The sequence below is a fragment of the Colwellia psychrerythraea genome (genome assembly GCF_000764225.1).
Classification (GTDB): domain Bacteria; phylum Pseudomonadota; class Gammaproteobacteria; order Enterobacterales; family Alteromonadaceae; genus Colwellia; species Colwellia psychrerythraea_D.
This window is the reverse complement of sequence record NZ_JQED01000037.1, coordinates 140,224-157,046: the sequence shown is the minus strand read 5'-3', so window position 1 is coordinate 157,046 and position 16,823 is coordinate 140,224. Positions and strand designations below refer to the sequence as shown.

At 38.1% G+C, this 16,823-nt stretch carries 14 protein-coding genes; 3 read left to right on the top strand and 11 right to left on the bottom strand.

The window, feature by feature from the left end; translation table 11 throughout:
- Window positions 1-32: 32 nt before the first annotated feature.
- Window positions 33-872 (top strand): DUF2989 domain-containing protein, encoded by an 840-nt coding sequence (locus ND2E_RS07770; protein WP_223303633.1) that lies wholly within the window; start codon window positions 33-35, stop codon window positions 870-872.
- Window positions 873-915: 43 nt separating this feature from the next.
- Here ND2E_RS07770 and msrB read toward each other — a convergent pair whose 3' ends face one another.
- The gene (msrB, locus tag ND2E_RS07775; RefSeq protein WP_033094492.1) at window positions 916-1,293 is read right to left on the bottom strand and encodes a peptide-methionine (R)-S-oxide reductase MsrB; all 378 of its coding nucleotides are present in this window, start codon (window positions 1,291-1,293) and stop codon (window positions 916-918) included.
- A gap of 11 nt (window positions 1,294-1,304) precedes the next feature.
- On the bottom strand, window positions 1,305-2,837 hold the full coding sequence (gene gndA / locus ND2E_RS07780) for an NADP-dependent phosphogluconate dehydrogenase (RefSeq protein WP_033094491.1): 1,533 nt from the start codon (window positions 2,835-2,837) through the stop codon (window positions 1,305-1,307).
- Window positions 2,838-3,092: 255 nt separating this feature from the next.
- On the opposite strand from gndA, the gene gap reads away from it, so the two are divergent.
- Entirely contained in the window at window positions 3,093-4,097 is a 1,005-nt protein-coding gene (gene gap / locus ND2E_RS07785) for a type I glyceraldehyde-3-phosphate dehydrogenase (protein ID WP_033094490.1), read from the top strand.
- Window positions 4,098-4,196: 99 nt separating this feature from the next.
- On the opposite strand, the gene pyrF is transcribed toward gap, so the two are convergent.
- From pyrF to gyrA, 9 genes are all read right to left on the bottom strand, one after another.
- On the bottom strand, window positions 4,197-4,892 hold the full coding sequence (gene pyrF, locus ND2E_RS07790) for an orotidine-5'-phosphate decarboxylase (protein WP_033094489.1): 696 nt from the start codon (window positions 4,890-4,892) through the stop codon (window positions 4,197-4,199).
- A gap of 210 nt (window positions 4,893-5,102) precedes the next feature.
- A complete protein-coding gene (gene lapB / locus ND2E_RS07795; protein ID WP_033094488.1) occupies window positions 5,103-6,272 on the bottom strand; it encodes a lipopolysaccharide assembly protein LapB in 1,170 nt (389 codons plus the stop codon).
- A 49-nt stretch (window positions 6,273-6,321) separates the two neighbouring features.
- Window positions 6,322-6,567 (bottom strand): lipopolysaccharide assembly protein LapA domain-containing protein, encoded by a 246-nt coding sequence (locus ND2E_RS07800; protein WP_223303632.1) that lies wholly within the window; start codon window positions 6,565-6,567, stop codon window positions 6,322-6,324.
- Window positions 6,568-6,654: 87 nt separating this feature from the next.
- On the bottom strand, window positions 6,655-6,942 hold the full coding sequence (gene ihfB, locus ND2E_RS07805; RefSeq protein ID WP_033094486.1) for an integration host factor subunit beta: 288 nt from the start codon (window positions 6,940-6,942) through the stop codon (window positions 6,655-6,657).
- Between the two features lie 181 nt (window positions 6,943-7,123).
- Window positions 7,124-8,785 (bottom strand): 30S ribosomal protein S1, encoded by a 1,662-nt coding sequence (gene rpsA / locus ND2E_RS07810; protein WP_033094485.1) that lies wholly within the window; start codon window positions 8,783-8,785, stop codon window positions 7,124-7,126.
- A 151-nt stretch (window positions 8,786-8,936) separates the two neighbouring features.
- Entirely contained in the window at window positions 8,937-9,617 is a 681-nt protein-coding gene (gene cmk, locus ND2E_RS07815) for a (d)CMP kinase (protein ID WP_033094484.1), read from the bottom strand.
- A gap of 434 nt (window positions 9,618-10,051) precedes the next feature.
- A complete protein-coding gene (aroA, locus tag ND2E_RS07820) occupies window positions 10,052-11,332 on the bottom strand; it encodes a 3-phosphoshikimate 1-carboxyvinyltransferase (RefSeq protein ID WP_033094483.1) in 1,281 nt (426 codons plus the stop codon).
- Window position 11,333: 1 nt separating this feature from the next.
- A complete protein-coding gene (gene serC / locus ND2E_RS07825) occupies window positions 11,334-12,419 on the bottom strand; it encodes a 3-phosphoserine/phosphohydroxythreonine transaminase (protein WP_033094482.1) in 1,086 nt (361 codons plus the stop codon).
- 103 nt (window positions 12,420-12,522) lie between these two features.
- Window positions 12,523-15,237 carry a DNA topoisomerase (ATP-hydrolyzing) subunit A gene (gene gyrA / locus ND2E_RS07830; RefSeq protein WP_033094481.1) on the bottom strand — a complete coding sequence of 905 codons (2,715 nt, stop codon included), beginning with the start codon at window positions 15,235-15,237 and terminating at the stop codon, window positions 12,523-12,525.
- Window positions 15,238-15,549: 312 nt separating this feature from the next.
- On the opposite strand from gyrA, the gene ubiG reads away from it, so the two are divergent.
- A complete protein-coding gene (gene ubiG, locus ND2E_RS07835) occupies window positions 15,550-16,290 on the top strand; it encodes a bifunctional 2-polyprenyl-6-hydroxyphenol methylase/3-demethylubiquinol 3-O-methyltransferase UbiG (protein WP_033094480.1) in 741 nt (246 codons plus the stop codon).
- The last annotated feature ends 533 nt before the right edge of the window (window positions 16,291-16,823 follow it).

Genomic DNA, 16,823 nt, shown 5'->3' with positions numbered 1-16,823 from the left:
CTATAGTCTACAAAAAACTTTTTGGTATTTTTATGATTAATTTTCGAAAAATAATGCAACTAAAATCACGTTATAGCGTGAAATATTGCGCTGTCTTGTTAACCTTATTTCTAACTGGTTGTGGAGATAATGTCAACTTAGCGCAACTTTGCGAGGATAATGTAGAGATATGTAACGAATTTGGCCAAGATAGCTGGTGTAAAAGTGAACGCAGAGATGTCGTTTTGAATCGTATCAAGGTGAAAAATGAGGATCTTGATACTGATAAATATAACTTACTTATTGCTTATGAAGGTTACATTAAATGTATGTCATTGGCTTCACAGATCCAACATATAAAGTTAAAAGAAAAAACAACCTTGAGGAAAGATAATTTATTTAAAGCAAAAGCTAATATGTCACGGTTGTCTGAACAAAGCACAGACTCAAAGCACCCTCACCTACTTTATTATTATTGGTCTAGAGAATCTAATGACTTAGCCTTAGAAGAGTTTCTGCAATTAGAAGGATCTGAAATTCTTGAAAACTCCACGGCACAGTTTCATTTAGCAACTTATTATATAAAGCGAAATACTAAAAAAACACTGGGGTTATTATACCATGCGTTAGAGCTTCACCAACCTGGTACTGAACTTTCTCCTGAAGTGTTGCAAACTCTAGCAACAATTTTTACGCAACAGAAACAATATAAACAAGCATACATTTGGTTACGAACTTACCAGTTGTTATTAGATAAGCCCGATGAAATGATAGAAACAAGCTTATTAGGCTATCAACAAGCTAAAAAACTAGATGCAGAATTTCTAGATGAAGTAGCGAGCACTACATTAGCAAAAATTGAAGCGGGAAATTTTACTAGCCCCAATTATTAACTTTACAAATAGAGGCTAGAGCACAAGGAGTTATGACTGTTGTTTAGGTTGGTAGGAATTGTAAGCTCAATGAATTAACACAGTAGCGTTTTCCAGTAGGTTTTGGTCCATCATCAAAAACGTGACCCAGGTGAGATTGACAGTTTTCACACTGAATCTCGACACGTTGCATGTTGTGTGAGTTGTCTGGTTTGTAGGCTACCTTAGTTGCAATCGAAGCAAAAAAACTAGGCCAACCACACCCTGAATTAAATTTACTGTCACTACTAAATAAAGGCTGCTCACAACAAGCACAAAGATATGTGCCTTGCAGCCAGTGATCATTATAAATACCGCTGAAAGGTTGTTCAGTAGCTGCTAACCGACATACTTTGAAAGCTTCATCGGTTAACTTATCTTTATAATCTTCATCATTTTTCATGCTTTTAACTCTTAACCATCAATTAGGATGGTTTCTTTGTTTTTTGTTGACCATTGAACGTGATACTTTTTGCCTGCCGCTTTATCAGTGCGTTCAAATGTATGCGCACCAAAAAAATCTCGTTGCCCTTGTAATAGGTTAGCAGGTAATGTCTCACTGCGCATTGAATCATAGTAGGCCAATGATGACGATAATGCACCTATTGGTACACCATGCATGGTTGCATGACAGACAGCCTTACGCCAATTTAGTTGGCGATTATTAAGCTCTTTTACAAAGAAATCATCGAGTAATAAGTTATCTAAATTTTCATCACGCTGATAAGCATTTGTAATCGACTGTAAAAATGCCGCTCTGATGATGCAACCTGCTCGCCAAATTTTTGCTATACTCGCAAAATCTAATACCCAGCCATGCTCTTTTGCCGCAAGTTTCATTAACTGGAAGCCTTGTGCATAGGCGCAAATTTTAGCGCAGTACATTGCATCATGTAATTGCTCAATAACAAGTTGCTGTTCTTCTTTCGATAACGACTGCTCTTGTGGCCCCCCCAGTAATGATGAGCCTTGAGTTCTCAGCTCTTTGAAAGAGGAGATAGAACGAGCGTATACTGCTTGAGCGATAGTGGGTGCAGGACAGCCGACCTCTAAACTGCTCATGGCTGTCCAAAGTCCGGTACCTTTTTGTCCTGCTTTATCTAAAATCAACTCAACCAATGGCGTATTGGTATCACTCGATTTATGACGTAACACTTCTACTGATATTTCCATCAAATAACTGTCTAAAGGACCGTCGTTCCATTGGGCAAAAATATCGGCAATTTCATCGCAAGATAAATTAAGGCCAGATTTTAGAACATGATAAGCTTCACAGATAATTTGCATATCGGCATATTCAATACCGTTGTGTACCATTTTAACGTAATGCCCTGCCCCCGCTGGTCCAATGTAAGCGGCACAAGGCTCACCTTCAGTGATAATTTGCCCAGCTTCAGTACGGTTTATTGGTTTACCTGTTTTTGCATCAACTTTGGCAGCAATCGCTTCCCAAATAGGTTTAACGCGAGCCCACGCATATGGTGAACCACTTGGCATTAATGATGGTCCAAAACGAGCACCAACTTCTCCGCCTGAAACTGCTGAAGAAAATAATAAGAAGTTACTCTTGTACTTGTTTTCTCTGGCAACGGTATCAGTCCATAGACTATTACCTGTATCGATAATAATATCATCAGGCTGAATGCCTGCTCCAATAAGATTTTCACAGACTTGATCTACAGGAGCACCTGCAGGAACACTTAAGACAATAAGGTGTGGTGCTTTAAGTTGTGACAATAATTCAGTATAAGACGAACATCCATAGACACGTTGGGTGCCAGTTGCATTTTCTGCTTCATCTTGAGCTATGACCGCATGTACTTTTTCATCACTTAAATCGAATGCAGCAATATTAAAACCATTATCGGCTAAATTAAGTACTAGGTTCTTACCCATTACGCCAAGGCCAATGAAGCCAATGTCACACAAAAATTTATCTTGTGTCATAAATGTTTATCCTATATCAAATAAGGCAATAGCTTAACTTGTTCCGCTATTCTTCAAAATTTTCCGCATTCTACCATGCTATTTCGAAAGTATTATACAAAATGGCTAAATAATTATGGCATATTTAAGTTTTTTTGTAATTTAGTCAAAATATTACTATAAATATGAAATTACCTATCATAAAAGCCATCTTTTTCTTGTAATTTTCTCAAATTGGTGTAATTTTACTACATAATGAATTTTGAGAGGTTATCCATGAAAATTAAAGTTGGTATAAATGGTTTTGGCCGTATTGGTCGTTTTGTATTCAGAGCTGCTGCTGAGCGTAATGATATCGAGGTTGTTGGTATCAACGATTTAATGGACATTGAATATATGGCCTATATGTTGAAATACGATTCAACACACGGTCGTTTTAAAGGCACTGTTGATGTTATTGATGGAGAATTAGTGGTCAATGGCAATACTATACGTGTCACTGCTGAGCGCAATCCTGAAAATTTAAAATGGAATGAAATTGACGTAGATGTTGTTGTTGAATCAACAGGCTTATTCCTAACCGACGAAACTGCGCGTAAACACATTACAGCTGGTGCAAAACAAGTTGTGTTAAGTGCACCTTCAAAAGATGATACGCCTATGTTTGTTTGTGGTGTGAACCTAAATGAATATAAAGGCCAAGCGATAGTTTCAAATGCTTCCTGTACGACCAATTGCTTAGCGCCTATTGCTAAAGTGTTAAATGATAATTGGGGCATTCAAGATGGTTTAATGACAACTGTTCATGCCACTACCGCAACTCAAAAGACGGTTGATAGCCCGTCTACCAAAGATTGGCGCGGTGGTCGAGGCGCTGGACAAAACATCATACCTTCATCAACAGGCGCCGCTAAAGCAGTTGGTAAAGTGATTCCGGCGTTAAATGGAAAATTAACAGGCATGGCATTTCGTGTACCAACGCCAGACGTTTCTGTTGTTGATTTAACTGTAAACCTTAAAAAACCTGCAACTTACGATGAGATTTGCCAAGCGATGAGTGCAGCCGCTGAAGGTGAGTTAAAGGGTATTTTAGATTACACCGAAGATGCTGTTGTTTCGAATGATTTTATTGGTGAAACTTGTACTTCAGTCTTTGATGCAAAAGCGGGCATCGCATTAACAGATACATTCGTAAAAGTTGTTTCTTGGTATGATAATGAAATTGGTTACTCAAACAAGGTATTAGATCTTGTCGCTTTCATCAGCCAATATGAGAAATAATAAGCGCTTTATATAGCGAAAGAACTTAACGTATTATACCAACAAAAAAGCTAGGTCACTGACCTAGCTTTTTTTGTGCTGTACTCTAAAATGGATTACTTAGCGAATTGTGCTATTAATCTGTTGTAATACCAGATGAGGATCAGCTGCTTTGGTAATTGGACGTCCGATCACCAAATAATCAACACCGACATCAATCGCTTGTTTAGGCGTCATAATTCGTTGTTGATCGTCTTGTGCAGAGCCAGCAGGCCTAATGCCTGGCGTGATCAGTTTAAATTCTTTACCTAAATCAGATTTTAATTGCTCTGCTTCCCAAGCAGAGCAAACAACGCCATCTAAGCCGCTTTGTTTCGTTAAGTTAGCTAAAAAGTTAACTTGCTCTGCTGGTGTTTTATTAATTCCCAAACCATGAAGATCTTCTTGTCCCATACTGGTGAGTACAGTGACAGCAATTAATAATGGCGCATCATCGCCATAGTGACCTAAAGCCTGTTTCGCTTTTGTCATCATTTGGCTACCACCACTGGCATGTACGTTCACCATCCAAACTCCCAAATCAGCCGCAGCAGTTACGGCTTTCGCAACGGTATTCGGAATATCGTGAAATTTTAAATCAAGAAAAACGTCAAAACCTTTACCGGTAAGTTGCTTCACAAACTCAGGGCCAAAATAAGTAAACATTTCTTTGCCGACTTTTAGGCGAGCATCTGTCGGTTGAATCTTATCAACAAAGGATAAGGCATCTTGTTTTTTATCAAAGTCTAAGGCGACTACAACTTTTGGATCGTTCATGGATTTTCCTATTCTATTCTTAACTAATCACCTTCGAATATTTAACGGAGATGTATATTGTTTTTAATTTATTCTGAAAGTGTTCTTTTATAAATAATAATGCTTTTCAAAGTCCTACAGCTCAAGAGCAAGGATAAAGCACGGAGCTGACGAATGTCAGTGAGTACTTTTGACGCTGCCTATTGAAATTTAGGACAAAGAAAAGTGAAATTATTCGCCTTCGAGACCACGTACTGGCTTAAGCTGTTCCCATTCGTGACATGATGGGCATGACCAATAATGAGTTGAACTATCAAAACCGCAAGTTCGGCAGCTATATCTATGCTTAACTTTCAAATATTCACTTATTAATTCTTTAATCAAATCTAAACTGGTATTACTCACGTCAACATCAGACGGTGACATTTGCATATTTACAAAATGTTCAAAACCACGGATGGTCGGTCTACGTTTTAATGCTGATAAGATAAAATCTAGTGCTTTTTTCTTACCGTGCTTTTGCTCTACATGAGCGAGATAACAAATCAAGGCACTTGAGCTAGCGGTTTCATCGTACACTTTTTTAATAAAAGCGTAGAACTCATCTAAGGCATCTAGTCTTGTATAACAAGCCAGCATCGGCTCTATAACATCAGGAAAAAATTCATTATCTTGATGGTAGATGGCTTGATAGCATTTAGCGGCTAACTCACATTGCTGGTGGTTTTCATATATTTTTGCCATAAGCCAATTAGCTCGACATGAATTAGGATCGAGTAAAAGTGCTTGATCAAGCAATTCAATGACTTCAATAAATTGATCTTTTTCAAAGGCCGTTGTTGCGAGTTCACAATAAAAATTAGCAAGTGTATGCAATGAACGTTTATCGTTATATTTTACAATTAATTTTTGTCTATCTATGCCCTGCTGCCAATCTTTAGTAGATTGAAATATCTTTAATAAATAAGTTAAAGATTTTAAACCATAGTCTTTTGATTTTAATAACTTAATAAACATAGTTTCAGCGCGGTCATATAAACCAGCACTAAGGAAATCTTTTCCTAATTCGAAAACCGCTTGCTGTTTGTCCTTAGTGGGCAAGTGATTCAACCTAACAAGATGCTCATGTACTTTTAAAGCTCGGTCTAACTCACCTCGTTTACGAAATAAATTAGCCATTGCGAAATGCGCTTCCACACTATCATCTTCAACTTTTAATGCATCAAGTAAGGAATCGATTGCTTTATCTTGTTGGTTTGATAATAAATAATTTAAACCTGTTGAATATTTTATCGATAGATCTTGTTTTGCAGTTTGTTGGTTTTGTTTAATGCTATTACGACCCATAAACCAGCCATAGGCCATGGCAACAGGTAATAATAAAAAGAGTAATTCAATCATTAGCGCTCTTGAGAAAAGTTATATGGAAGATTAGAACAAATAGTTTTCGCTATTTTTCCTGAGATTTGTTTTTCGCGAGTGCCTTTTTGCTTTTTCGTACTATACGCCAAAGAATAGTAACCAATAGACCTAATGCAAAACCTAAACCTGTAAATAAGCTTACCGCAGCAGCTACGGTAATTTCTGTACGGGCCACTAAATAGTTTAATGTGAGTAATTGATCGTTTTGGCTACCGAAAATAAATGCTACGGCAAGTAAAACTAAAATAAAAAAGAGTGTTAGATATAATCGCACTTTTATCAGCCTTATTAAATTCTGCCCAAAAAAAACGGCATGGTTAACATGCCGTTTATTATCTAATTTTTTAGTTAGCTTTGCAATTTATGCTACAGAAAGATTAACTCTTTCACGTAACTCTTTGCCTGGTTTAAAGTGAGGAACGTATTTACCGTTTAACTCAACCGATTCACCAGTCTTTGGGTTTCTACCAATTCGTGGAGCACGGTAATGCAATGAAAAACTACCAAAACCTCGAATTTCAATTCGCTCTCCTTTTGACAAGGATTGCGCCATCAATTCCAAAATTTCTTTTATAGATTTTTCCACTTCTTTAGCGGATAAATGACTTAATTTATCGGCTAATTTCTCAATAAGTTCTGACTTAGTCATTCTGACCTCTCAGTATTTACCTAGCACCGCGCAATTTTTACATATGACTATAAAAATTGGCTCCGCCAATGGCGTTAAAAATAAGAAAAGAGTATCACCACGACAGTGATAAATACTCTTTTCACCTGCTGTAATAATTACAGCACCATTGCAAAGTAAAACTACTTCCTGTTAAGGAAAATTAGTTTTTAGCGTTTTTAAACGCTGCAGCCATAGCACTTAAACCAGTTTCTTCTACTTGGTTTAGGTTATCCATTGCTTCACGTTCGTCAGCTTGATCTTTTGCTTTGATAGATAAGCTAATAGTACGGTTCTTACGATCCACACCCATAAACCTAGCTTCAACGTCGTCACCAACTTTTAATACTGTAGATGCATCTTCAACACGTTCTACAGAAATGTCGCTAACACGAAGGTAACCTTCAACACTTTCAGCTAACTCAACAGTTGCGCCTTTCGCATCAACTTCAGTTACCTTACCAGTAACAATAGCACCTTTTTTCTTATCTGTCAGATACATATTGAACGGGTCATCTTCAGCTTGCTTAACACCTAACGAGATACGCTCACGTTCTGGGTCAACTTGAAGTACGATTGCATCGATTTCGTCGCCTTTCTTATAATCACGAACAGCTTCTTCACCGCCAGCCCATGAAATATCAGATAAGTGAACTAAACCATCAATGCCGCCGTCAAGACCGATGAAGATACCAAAGTCAGTGATTGACTTGATCTTACCTGATACTTTATCGCCTTTGTTGAAGTTCTTAGCAAACTCTTCCCAAGGGTTAGCAATACACTGTTTAAGACCTAAAGAAATACGACGACGTTCTTCGTCAATTTCTAATACTAGTACTTCTACTGTGTCACCTAAGTTAACAACTTTAGATGGGTGGATGTTTTTGTTAGTCCAATCCATTTCAGAAACGTGAACTAAACCTTCAACGCCTTCTTGGATTTCAACAAAACAACCGTAATCAGTTAAGTTAGTTACGCGACCAGAAAGTTTAGAACCTTCTGGGTAACGGTTAGCAATTGCTACCCATGGATCTTCGCCTAACTGCTTCATACCTAGAGATACACGAGTACGCTCACGGTCGAATTTCAATACTTTAACTTGAATCTCATCGCCAACATTTACGATTTCACTTGGGTGTTTAACACGCTTCCAAGCCATATCTGTGATATGTAATAAACCGTCAATGCCACCTAAATCAACAAATGCACCGTAGTCTGTAAGGTTCTTAACGATACCTTTAACTTCTTGACCTTCTGCTAATGATTCAAGTAATTCATCACGTTCTGCACTGCCTTCTGCTTCGATAACAGCACGACGTGAAACAACTACGTTATTACGCTTTTGATCAAGCTTAATAACTTTAAATTCTAGAGGCTTACCTTCAAGGTGAGCAGTGTCACGTACTGGACGAACATCTACTAATGAACCTGGTAAGAAAGCGCGAATATCGCTAACTTCAACAGTGAAACCACCTTTAACTTTACCGTTGATAACACCGATAACAGTTTCTTTTTCTTCATATGCTTTTTCAAGCACTTGCCATGCTTCGTGACGTTTTGCTTTTTCACGAGAAAGGATAGTTTCACCGAAACCATCATCTGTTGCATCTAATGCTACGTCGATCTCATCACCAACAACTACTTCAACTTCACCAGCAGCGTTTTTAAATTGATCAATTGAGATAACACTCTCAGATTTTAGGCCCGCATCAACAATTACATTGTCTTTGTTAACGGCTACGATTGTTCCACGGATAATTGAACCAGGACGTGTTTCGATTTCTTTTAAACTTTCTTCAAAAAGTTGCGCAAAATTTTCAGTCATAACTTGTTATAAACTCAGCTATTAATCCATTCAACGTCATTGTTTCATGGGGTTGTTAAGTATGCCCAGTGCATCCATACAGTAGGCTTTCTATTAAAAGTTCTTTAATGCTAGCAGGTAATACTAATTTAGCTAGCTTAAAACTGGTTATTTACGTTAACTTGCCATTGGCAAACATAAGGATTTCATTGACGACTTCTGTGATAGAAATATCAGTAGAATCAATAGTTAACGCACCTTCTGCTGGGATGAGTGGAGCTACCTTTCGGTTTTGATCTCGCTCATCTCGCTGACGTATGTCATCCAAAAGGCGCCCGATGTTAACATCAATCCCTTTTTCTTTCAACTGATTAAATCTTCGCTCAGCCCTTTCTTCGGCACTAGCAGTTAAAAATATCTTTACTGGGGCCTGAGGAAATACGACAGTTCCCATGTCTCGGCCATCAGCAATTAAGCCGGGGTTAACACTGAATGCACGCTGTCTTCTCAATAGTGCTTCTCTAACACGTGGAAATGCCGCCACTTTCGATGCTAATCCACCAACTTCTTCAGTACGAATTATTTCAGTAACATTTTCACCTTCTAATATTACTTTCGCTTCGCCTTGACTATTAATTTCAAATTGAACATCTAAATGGGCAGCCATAGGAATAAGCGGCTCTTCATCATCTAATGCAAGTTGATGATGTTGAATGGCAACGGCTAAGACACGATAAATAGCACCACTATCAAGAAGGTGCCAACCTAATTGATCCGCCACTATTCTAGCAACGGTTCCTTTACCAGCTCCACTTGGGCCATCAATGGTTATTACGGGAGTGCTTTCCTGCATATTTTTTTCTCCTAACATCGAAAATCGGCGCAATTATACGGGATTTATAGCGTAATACCAATCAGACTAATTTATTGATTACTTAGCGAGCATTAAAAGCCTTAGAGGCAAGGCATTAACTGAAGAGAATGGTTACTCAGGAGAATATGCTCCGGCATTCTCTAATAAGCTGCATCCATGCACCGTCCTTGTCAATATCAATAACGCCGCATGTAGCCTTTGCCTTTGCCTTTGCCTTTGCCTTTGCCTTTAATTAGGTAATCGCCCTTCGGGAGCTCATTAGCAAACTGATAACATCACAAAATGAATGAAATATAGACTTACTATGTTTAACTCATCTTGCTTGTTTTAAGCTCGCCAATGTAGCTCTAAGCTGATCAATAAATTAATCCGTTTGGTATAATATCGCGTATAAATGCTTTTCTGTCACATTATTAACAAGAAACTTGCGCTAGCTTGTCAAAATAGTCAGGAAATGTTTTAGCGGTACACTTAGGATCATTAATAGTAACGGCTGTATCACTCAAAGCTACGAGAGAAAAACACATAGCAACTCGATGATCATTATAGGTATCAATTTCTGCATGTTTCAGTGATTTTGGTGGCGTAATTGAAATATAATCATTGCCTTCAACAACCTCAGCGCCAACCTTTCTTAATTCTGTCGCCATGGCATTTAATCGGTCTGTTTCTTTTACGCGCCAATTATATATATTTCTAATAGTTGTTGTGCCTGTGGCAAACAGTGCTGTGGTAGCAATTGTCATTGCCGCATCAGGAATATGATTCATATCCATATCGACTGCAGTCAACGGCTTTCCGATTACTGTGATAGACTCATCATTCCATTGCACTTCTGCGCCCATTTTTTCAAGAACATCGGCAAAGTGCTTATCTCCTTGAACACTGAGTTTACCAACACCATGTACAGTGACTTCGCCACCTTTTATCGCGCCAGCTGCCAAAAAGTACGATGCTGAAGAGGCATCACCTTCTACCATATATTTATCTAACGCTTGATATGACTGTTTACCTGTCACACTGAACGACTTATAGTCATTATTTTGAACATTGACATTAAATCTGCGCATAATATCAAGCGTGATATCTATATAGGGCTTGGAAACTAATTCACCATCAATTTCTATCGTAGTATTGCTTTGCAATAATGGCGTAATCATCAAGATTGCCGTTAAAAACTGACTTGAGATAGAACCATCGATCGTGACTGTATTGCCTGTTAACGCTTTGCCTTTGATTCTTACCGGGGGGTAATCTTTATTTTCCAAATAGTCTACGTCGGCATCAAGTTGCGCTAACGCATCGACTAAATGACCAATCGGGCGTTCTTTCATTCTTGGCTCACCGGTTAATATAAATTCACCGTCACTTGCCGCAAGCGCAGCGCAAAGTGGTCTCATCGCTGTCCCTGCATTACCTAGGTAAAGTTCCACAGGCTCTTTTGTGTTGAAAAAACCATTATTTCCCGTAACAGTACACTCTGTGCCACACTCGCTTAATTTGTATTCAATACCAAGACTTTTTAACGCATTTAGCATATGGTTTATATCGTCACTTACCAGTAAGTTTGTGATTTTAGTTACCCCATTCGCTAACGCCGCAATTAATAATGCGCGGTTAGATAAACTTTTTGAACCAGGTAAAAATATTTCTCCATTAATCTTACCTATTGGCTTTAATGTTAACTGCTCCACTTTAGCTATTCCTCTTTTCAAATTCTTGCATGAAGTCTACTAGCGCCCGAACACCTTCGATAGGCATAGCATTATAAATACTGGCACGCATGCCACCAACAATTCTGTGACCTTGAAGGGCCGTTAATCCAGCCGCTTCAGATTCTTTCAAAAATTGCTCATTTAAGCTATCGTCTTTTAACCAGAACGGAATATTCATCTTACTGCGATACTGCGCTTCAATGTGATTAAGGTATAATTCACTTTGATCAATCGCTTGATACAGTAACTCAGCTTTAGCTTGGTTTACTTTTGCAATTTCTTTAACACCACCTAGCTCTTTAAGCCACTGAAAGACTAAACCAGCAAGATACCAAGCATAAGTTGGCGGTGTGTTATACATAGAATCACTGTCTGCTGCCGTTTTATAATTCATAATGCACGGGGTTGCTTTATGGGCATGACCAAGTAAGTCTTCTCGAACAATAACAATAGTTAAACCAGACGGTCCGATATTTTTTTGTGCACCTGCGTAAATTAAACCAAATTTACTGACATCAACTTCATGAGATAAAATAGTTGAAGACATGTCAGCAACCAAAGGTACACCATTAGTCTCTGGAATAGTGTTTATTTCAATGCCATTTACTGTTTCGTTAGGGCAATAATGAACATAAGCGGCGTCTTTATTGAGAGGCCAGTCATTACTCGACATAAGGCTAGCACTACCCTGCTCGTCTTGATTAATATCAATAACATTAATGTTACCAAAGTTTTTGGCTTCAGCTGCAGCAGCTTTAGACCAAGAGCCAGAGATAATATAATCAGCAGACTTACCTTCAGGCAGAAGGTTAAGTGGTACCGCAGAAAACTGTCCTCGTCCACCACCATGGCAAAATAGGACTTTATAATTATCAGGAATGGACATGAGCTCACGTAAATCTGCTTCAGCTTTTTCCGCCATGGCAATGTAAATACCACTACGATGGCTTAATTCCATAACAGAACTGCCTGTGCCTTGCCAATTTAAAAACTCTTGTTGTGCTTTTGCCATAACAGGTGTCGGCAACATTGCTGGGCCAGCACAAAAATTAAAAACTTCTGACATTATCTTTCCTACTTTATTAACTTCAATTTGAAAATTTAGTTTACTAATAAAAACACATTAAAAAAGGCGGTTATTAGCCGCCTTTTTAGTGATGATGCGACAATTACTCTTGATTGTCGTCTTGTGAGGTATCTGCAACATCCTGCTGAGCGCTATGCTCTGGATTATGCTCTGCATCGGCTTTAATGACTTCATCACCTTCAACAACTTCTTCAAGTTGAGCTGGCTCTTCAATTTCATCAATGCGCTGCAACGCTACCACGTGCTCATCATCCGCCGTACGTATCAAACGTACCCCTTGGGTGTTACGACCAATAACGCTCACTTCATTGACACGAGTACGAACTAAAGTACCACTATCTGTAATAAGCATGATTTCATCAAGTTCTTCAACCTGAACGGCACCAACAACTTTACCATTACGTTCACTCACTTTAATAGAAACAACACCTTTCGTTGCTCTACTCTTAGCTGGATATTCAGCCAAGTCAGTACGTTTACCAAAACCATTTTCTGTGATGGTTAAAATAGGTCCTTCATTCTTAGGAACAATCAACGAAACAACTTTTTGGTCGCCTTCAAGTTTCATTCCACGAACACCAGTACCGGTACGGCCTATTGGCTTAAGTGCCCATCGTTGTTCACCCGTTTCTGGGTCTAACTTGATTTCACCTGTTTCGCTATCTTTTACTTTTTCATTAAAACGAACAACTTTACCTGCATCAGAAAATAACATGATATCGTTATTACCGTCAGTGATATCAACACCAATTAACGTATCATCATCACGAAGGTTTAACGCAATAATGCCGTTAGCACGTTGATTAGAGTATGCATCTAAACGGGTTTTCTTCACCGTACCAGAAGCCGTTGCCATTACAATATATTTATCATCAGCATAATCACGTACCGGTAGAATAGCGGTGATACGTTCATCGCCTTCTAGAGGTAAGATATTTACAATAGGTCTGCCTCTTGCTGTGCGGCTTGCTAATGGTAATTGGAAAACTTTCAACCAATATAGTTTACCGCGATCAGAGAAACATAAAATCGTGTCATGTGTATTAGCGACTAGTAAACGTTCAATGAAGTCTTCTTCTTTCATCTTAGTCGCTGCTTTACCTTTACCACCACGACGCTGGGCTTCGTAATCGCTTAACACTTGGTACTTAACATAACCTTCATGAGAAAGTGTCACGACAACATCTTCTTCCGTGATCAAGTCCTCTAAAGATAAATCATGCGAAGCATTCGTTATTTCTGTTCTTCGCTCGTCACCAAATTCATCACGAATAGCAATAAGTTCTTCACAGATAACTTCCATTAAACGAGCTGGCGTAGCTAAAATATGCATTAATTCTGCGATAAGGTCTAATAACGCTTTGTACTCGCTTAGAATCTTATCGTGTTCCATGCCAGATAATTTGTATAACTGCAGATCAACTATTGCTTTAGCTTGCTCTGCCGTTAGGTAATATAAACCATCACGAATACCGTATTGTGGTTCTAGCCACTCAGGACGCGCAGCATCATTACCCGCTTCGCTGAGCATAGCCGCGACATCGCCTAGTGCCCAACCTTGCGAAACAAGTTTTTCTTCAGATTCTTTTCTATTGGTTGATGCCTTAATCAATTCAATAATAGGGTCTATATTTGCCAACGCAATTGATAAACCTTCTAAGATATGAGCGCGATCGCGTGCTTTTCTTAATTCGAAAATGGTACGGCGTGTTACCACTTCACGGCGATGTAAGACAAACGCTTCTAACATCTCTTTTAAATTAAATATTTTAGGTTGGCCGTTTGTTAATGCCACCATATTTAAACCAAAAGAAACCTGCATTTGTGTTAGTTTGTATAAGTTGTTTAAAACAACCTCACCCACTTCACCACGTTTGATTTCAATAACCATACGCATGCCGTCTTTATCAGATTCATCACGTAAAGCAGAAATACCTTCAAGACGTTTATCTTTAACAAGCTCAGCCATTTTTTCAATTAAGCGCGCTTTGTTTACTTGGTAAGGTAACTCGTGAACAATGATTGTTTCTTTGCCAGACGTTTCATTTACTTCAATTTCGGCACGGGCACGAATCTTTATTTTACCGCGACCTGTACGGTAAGCTTCTTCAATACCTGCTCGACCACTGATGATACCCGCTGTTGGAAAATCTGGACCTGGGATATGTTCTAATAATTCTTCGAAAGAAATGTCACTGTTTTCAATCAGTGCTAAACAGCCATTTATCACTTCAGTTAAATTGTGTGGCGGAATGTTAGTCGCCATACCAACAGCAATCCCTGATGTACCGTTAACTAATAAGTTAGGTACTCGGGTTGGCATAACCGCTGGTATATGTTCAGTGCCATCATAGTTAGGCACAAAATCCACGGTTTCTTTATCTAAATCGGCAAGAATAGAATGTGCTATTTTTGACATTCTAATTTCGGTATAACGCATTGCCGCTGCACTATCACCGTCGACAGAACCAAAGTTACCCTGCCCGTCTACAAGCATATAACGTAGTGAAAATGGCTGAGCCATACGAACAATCGTATCATATACAGCTGTATCACCATGCGGGTGATATTTACCTATTACATCACCAACCACACGGGCTGATTTTTTATAGGCTTTATTCCAATCGTTACCTAATACATCCATGGCGAATAACACCCGGCGATGTACAGGTTTTAAGCCATCACGAACATCAGGCAAAGCACGCCCAACTATTACACTCATGGCATAATCTAAATAGGAGGTTTTTAGTTCATCTTCAATATTTACTGGAACTATTTGTTTGGCCAGATCGGACATAAATCGATGGTATCCCTTAACTAATTCTTTTGCTTAACAATACTAGTTATATAGCGAGGCTAATTGTTAGTAATAATTAAACGGTATTTTAAAGATTTTATTGTTATCTAATAGACACTAATAATAGTAATCAACGCAGCATACTAGCACAAAAATTGTTGATGCCATACAGCTTTATTTAAAGGTTTTTTTGGGGGATATAATCAGCTTAAAAAAGCATCTAAAAAGCTTAGTTTTGATCTATACCCTTTGTTTAAAAATGACTTTCGTTTAGAATCGAATAATTAAAAGTTAATTTAAAGTAGTGAATGTATGACAAGCCAACCCCTTAATGTAAATGAAGATGAAATCGCGAAGTTTGAACAGGTCGCTAGCCAATGGTGGGATTTAACAGGTGACTTTAAACCTTTGCATCAAATTAACCCATTAAGAGTACAATTTATAAGTCAGCATGTCGCCATGCAGGTGACAGGGGTAAGTTCAAAAAGTAGCTTTTATGATATGCAAATGATTGATATAGGCTGCGGTGGCGGTATTTTATCAGAATCATTAGCAAAGCTCGGTGCAAACGTAACAGGTATTGATATGGGCACCGAACCCTTAAATGTAGCAAAATTACATGCGTTAGAGTCGGGCGTATCTGTCAATTACCAAAAAATTACCGCAGAAGAAAAGGCGCAGCAAAGCCCTAATACTTTTGACGTAGTTACTTGTATGGAAATGCTTGAACATGTTCCTGACCCTGCCTCAGTCATTCAAGCATGTTCAACTTTAGTTAAACCCGGTGGTTTAATTTTCTTTTCAACACTCAATAAAAGTATTAAATCTTATTTGCTTGCAATTCTTGCTGCAGAAAAGCTTTTAAAAATTGTGCCTGATGGTACGCACGACCATGATAAATTTATCCGACCCTCGCAGCTTATTAGCTGGGCAGAAGAGTCTGGATTGAAATGTATTGATGCCAGTGGCATTCATTATAATCCCATTACCGGTAATCATAAACTCAACGATTCACTGGATGTAAATTATATATTGTGTTGTCGCAAGCTTTAAGCATTAACAATTAATTTATTTATTCAGTTCAATAATTGAAAATATTAGCGGTTCCAATCGGTGCAGAATAATTGTTGTATAAACAATCAAGTTGTTTAAACATTAATCTGCACTTACAGGCAAAACATAACCCATTGTAAAATCGAACTTATTTTTCGGTTATATTAATTCTTTATAGTGAACATAAATATTGAACAAAAATAATTTATAAAAATTTTTAGCGCTAAAAAAAGTAAAAAAAACGTTGCTTTTAGTTAATTCCAAAATCAAATTGTCTTACTAGGTTAGTCATCACTAACCCCAATTTCAAGGCAAAAATATTCACAAAGATCAACTTGTTTTATCACTTGCAATACAGGTCAAACCTCACTATCTTGTGTCTAGAATTATAAAAAAGCCCTAGATATTGTGCATTTGATGCTCAGTTGTTATTTTTAATACTACGTATTTAATGATTTCTTTCTAATACGTATGTGGGATTTTTTATTAGGGACGTTTTAGATCCTTTAATTAGGAATAATAAACAATAACAA

Coding starts and splice junctions, on each gene's coding strand:
- gap (WP_033094490.1), top strand. CDS start 3,093: ATGAAAATTAAAGTTGGTATAAATGGTTTTGGCCGTATTGGTCGTTTT.
- rpsA (WP_033094485.1), bottom strand. CDS start 8,785: ATGACTGAAAATTTTGCGCAACTTTTTGAAGAAAGTTTAAAAGAAATC.
- ubiG (WP_033094480.1), top strand. CDS start 15,550: ATGACAAGCCAACCCCTTAATGTAAATGAAGATGAAATCGCGAAGTTT.
- pyrF (WP_033094489.1), bottom strand. CDS start 4,892: ATGAACGATCCAAAAGTTGTAGTCGCCTTAGACTTTGATAAAAAACAA.
- serC (WP_033094482.1), bottom strand. CDS start 12,419: ATGTCAGAAGTTTTTAATTTTTGTGCTGGCCCAGCAATGTTGCCGACA.
- cmk (WP_033094484.1), bottom strand. CDS start 9,617: ATGCAGGAAAGCACTCCCGTAATAACCATTGATGGCCCAAGTGGAGCT.
- ND2E_RS07770 (WP_223303633.1), top strand. CDS start 33: ATGATTAATTTTCGAAAAATAATGCAACTAAAATCACGTTATAGCGTG.
- ihfB (WP_033094486.1), bottom strand. CDS start 6,942: ATGACTAAGTCAGAACTTATTGAGAAATTAGCCGATAAATTAAGTCAT.
- gyrA (WP_033094481.1), bottom strand. CDS start 15,237: ATGTCCGATCTGGCCAAACAAATAGTTCCAGTAAATATTGAAGATGAA.
- msrB (WP_033094492.1), bottom strand. CDS start 1,293: ATGAAAAATGATGAAGATTATAAAGATAAGTTAACCGATGAAGCTTTC.
- lapB (WP_033094488.1), bottom strand. CDS start 6,272: ATGATTGAATTACTCTTTTTATTATTACCTGTTGCCATGGCCTATGGC.
- gndA (WP_033094491.1), bottom strand. CDS start 2,837: ATGACACAAGATAAATTTTTGTGTGACATTGGCTTCATTGGCCTTGGC.